Genomic DNA, 4,251 nt, shown 5'->3' with positions numbered 1-4,251 from the left:
ATGGAGCCACTTCACATTTGGGTAAGCCCAACTCTCTTGAGATCCGTTACTCTGCTCACCAACCTTAAGCCCCATTGCCTTGGCGAATTGGTTATACGTTAACATCTGATCTTGAGAAAAATCAGCAGATGTAATGCACTCCTCATGAACTAAGAATACATCTGGATTTTCATGAGCAAATTTTGCAGCAGCTCTGGCAGGCGCAGAGATGTCAACCAGCCTTTTAAACGCCTGTTGAACCACATCTTCCATTAATTTCGGGATCCATTTACGAACCGGATCGCCACCTTTGGCCGGATGCCACATTAAATACCATCTGCCCTTATCACTTTTTTGCAATGAATTAACGGTAAGGCCGTTAAGTTCAACACTGCGACTGGGCTGACACATCAGCATTACACAAAGACTGGAAAAATATTGTTGACGAGGTGTTTTAGCTTGATGAAAGGCATCTGCCACCTGCAACATCTGGTAATCAGAGGGGCATTTGTCTTCTTCTTGTTTACGACTATCCTTATCAAGTTTAATGGTTGAATCAGATGATCTAGGAAAAGGGTTTGACCACTCTTGTAGGTCTAGTTTGAATCGCTTATTCTTTATAAACTTCAATACCTTTTTAAGTGAAAGGCCAATATTGCTCTTGCTGCCAACGCTTAATCCACTACTCTTGATCTGCTCCTCAACACGATTAATAACTGTATTATTGAGGTGCATAATATCAACATCAGATCTATCATTTTGAGTCGCGTTTTCTTCTAGCGCTTTATAGATCCACACTAAAGATGAAGCCCAACTTTTTGAATTTTTAGGATTTAGCGACTGCTCATAACGTACATAGGCTTTAGCAAAATCAGCAAATGGTTGCTTGAATGGAATATATTCGAAACTATTTATACTGTTTCCAAATACGATGGTTAATTTCTTTCCGCTCGATGGCACCCAAGACCATTTATCACAGTCCCATCCTCTCTGAATGCCGTCCGAGCTTTCAAATTCATGGTCGGCAAAAAGCGTTAATTCGTTTTTGGCAAACGCTATGAAGTCCGCATAATTCTTCTGGCAATCCTGTTGGTGCTTTGGTGTAAATACTAATGCATCAGCCATTTAGCGCGCCTTCTTTTTCCAATTCTTGTTTTCTGGCCTCACACTTGTCAATAACCACTTTGATAGCGTTAATCGTTCGATTACTGGCTTGCAGTACAAACTCACTTGCGCCCATTTGTCTCTTGCGATCAACCTCGGAAACCAGAGTGTTCAGGACTTCAGTATGCGGTGCGTTTAACCAGGGTTGGAATTTATTGCATGTATAACAATGGATGGTGCCATTGGCACAAAACCCAAATTTTCCGCAGTTCCCGACAGGGTTGCCATCGTTGTTATTAATCCTACTGCGTGGGTCATTGGCTCGAATGGCGTCTTTTTCACTATCAATCAACGTGCCCGAAAATGCTTGCGCTAATGGCGTTAAATCGGATGCCAATGCCGCATCAATTCTGTCTGCCATATCTTCGTTGAACTCTGTGTAGACTTTCACTTGCTGGGTATCTGAATGACCCAACTCTTCAGCGATGGCATAGTCGCTTGCACCCAGCATTGCCATGTTGGTTGCGTGGGTATAACGGAATCGTCTGGGATTGATATGCAAGTCCCCAAACTCACCATCGAGTTTAATCCGTGTTGTTTTTAAAGGACAAAGTTTCGCTATTCTCGACACCAAAGAACGAATATCTGCTTTCTTAATACAAACTGCATCAGGCGTGTTTTTCTGCAATTGTCTAAATGCATTGAAGTCTGATAAATCTGAGATTTCCCGAGCGTTGAGAAAAATCGGGATTTGGCTTTTCTGCTGTGAATTTAGTTTAATGCCAAAGTGCGTTTCAATCGTTTTGATGGATTCCTTGGCTTGCGCAGTTAGCACCAGCATTAAATCTTCACTCACATCCTTTTTGATTTGAAACGAGCCTCTAAATCCCTCATTTCGTTTTTTGGCATTGGGAAGCTGCAGGTCAAAATGGTCAATACCTTCCTCATGCCTTGTGATTAAATCGCCACAATACAGGTGAGTAAGCTGTACAGGACGGGCACCTGTTTGCTGCAACGCCATGATAAACGCATAGTCGGTCAACGATATCTGTTTTTCTGTGTAAGCATCGACATACCAGTTGATAAAAGCCGCTTGCTCTTCAAATGTGTACGCACCACTGTAAGGACATCCTAATGCAACGGCCCTGCCTTTTTCATTACCAGATAACTTTAGCGAATTAAGTAACTCTACTGCCTTCTTATCTACGCCTTTAATCTCTTTGTCGAACCAATCGAGCAAAAATGCACGGATGTAGCCCAATTTCCACTCCGTGCCTTTAGTCAACGTCGCTTTGTAGTTGATGATGTGTGATTCATTAATCGTGTCTTTAACGCCAGCAGTGAAAAGTGCCTTGGTAAATTTGAAAATTCCGATTGTATAATTAGATGAGAATTCACACGCATAGTCAGCCAAGGCCAGTTTGAAATTAATTTCAAACCTTGAATCCAGATTCAGCGGAGCGAGTAATTTAAAGTTTAAAGAGTGATTAGCATCTAATCTCCAAACATCATCATAAACATCAAACTCGTAGTTTGCTTTGCTGCGTCGCTTATCCGATTTTGTTTTTGCTTTGGCCCTTTTAGCGCCTTGCGATCTGTTTGTTTTAGCTAACATAACCGCCTCTCTCTGCTGTGTGCGTTAACGTGGCTTGCATTTTTTGTCGTATTTCATGTGCTTGCTTTTTCGCGGTTCGTGTCAGATAAATGCGTCCTGACTCAAGGGACGAATGGCCGTTAAGCTCCGCCCGAATTTCAAGCTCTCGTTGTTCGGTGATGGTATTTTCCCTGGCATATTGCTTTGCCGCTTGATGCAAACCTTGCTGTTCTAATCGTTTCACTTCCTCTAAAACCGCTTGCTTTACTTCATCAATACGAGCGGAGAGTTGATCGTTAAAATAGTGTCGGGGGAAGTGTGGTGAAATGCCCCAGAATCGCTCCGGATTGACACTCTTTATAGTGTTAAAGAGATGATTAATTGTCCGCTGAATGAGCGGTTGCCCTGACTGATAATGACCATTTTTCTCTTTGTGAGAGACAAATATAAACGGATGGGTTTTCGCCACCGTTGTATTGTTCCGGTTAACTTTAATATAGGTATTCAGCAAGTCTCTCAGCTGCTTTGAAATAGCAACCTCCCGGCCAAGTGTCTTTGCTGTGGGCTCTTTTAATCGGGGATCTTCTTTGCTGTCATGTCGCCTTACCACCGACAAGGTAGGTTGATCGATGTCGGTGCCAATATCACTGATACGAAGCGCAAGCAACTCAGAACAGCGAAATCCGGTTTCATAAAATGTCTGAACAATCAGATAGTTTCTAAATTTAATCACTGGGTTTTTGAAGGGATTGTGTTGTGAGTCCGGTCGGGCAACATTGAGAAAATCCTGAAAGGCATCATCCGAAATACCTGATTTATCTAAAGAGCCTTTTTTTAATCTCCCTTTTGGCATATCGCTTTTAAGTCTCTTTTTCATGTTATCGAGCGCATCAAAGAGCGCTGCCGCAGTGGGCTTATGCTTAACCCGCTCTTGCCCGATGAAATGCAGAAATTCGGCAATATGTGCTATCCGCGATATGTACTGAGACTTCCCGACCGTGGGCTTGTCATCGCCCCTCGATAAATAAAACTGTCCCATGTCGACAACATTACTTGCGGGTCTGTTGATAAGGGCTTTGGCTTGATATGCGCAGTGCTCTTTGATTTCTTTAATATCATCACGGCTCGGTACGCTGCCGTTGTAGATTTCATCCAGCAGATTTCGGCCGTTAATTTTCTCCCAAACCTTCAAATGCTTGATGGATTTTAGGTATTGCTCGATTGACGTTGCGGCATGATTCATTCGCAGCTTTTGCGTTACAAAATGAGTCACCCAAAAGTCAGGCAATCCGTTATCACCCAACAAAAAAACATAGCGCTCACCACTTTTAAATTTCTGGACAGCAACCCTCATTGAACACCTATAAATCAACAATTTTATTTGTTGATTTATAATATAATGATAGTGCAACTACATTTCAACATTTATTTTTATTGTAAAAATAAAAAAGCCAGATAAAATCTGGCTTTAGCGTGCTTCTGTAGATATTTTTCTACATTTTTAAATTTGTGTCGTCCTAGAATGGAATATCGTCATCAAAGTCGATTGGCGGTTCCATTGGTGCAGCCTGCTG

General features: G+C 42.1%; 2 protein-coding genes and 1 pseudogene. All 3 read right to left on the bottom strand.

Annotation, left to right across the window (positions count from 1 at the left end; all coding sequences use genetic code 11):
• Nucleotides 1–1,104: pseudogene (locus tag NWQ57_RS07705) on the bottom strand (hypothetical protein); the annotation flags it as partial.
• On the bottom strand, nt 1,097–2,698 hold the full coding sequence (locus NWQ57_RS07700; protein WP_306021563.1) for a site-specific integrase: 1,602 nt from the start codon (nt 2,696–2,698) through the stop codon (nt 1,097–1,099). The gene NWQ57_RS07700 and the pseudogene NWQ57_RS07705, both read right to left, overlap by 8 nt.
• On the bottom strand, nt 2,688–4,031 hold the full coding sequence (locus tag NWQ57_RS07695; protein WP_306021562.1) for a tyrosine-type recombinase/integrase: 1,344 nt from the start codon (nt 4,029–4,031) through the stop codon (nt 2,688–2,690). The genes NWQ57_RS07700 and NWQ57_RS07695 overlap by 11 nt, the downstream gene beginning before the upstream one ends.
• Nucleotides 4,032–4,251 lie beyond the last annotated feature (220 nt).

The organism is Paraglaciecola sp., from assembly GCF_030730205.1.
GTDB lineage: Bacteria > Pseudomonadota > Gammaproteobacteria > Enterobacterales > Alteromonadaceae > Paraglaciecola.
This window is presented reverse-complemented; position numbering and strand designations above follow the sequence as displayed.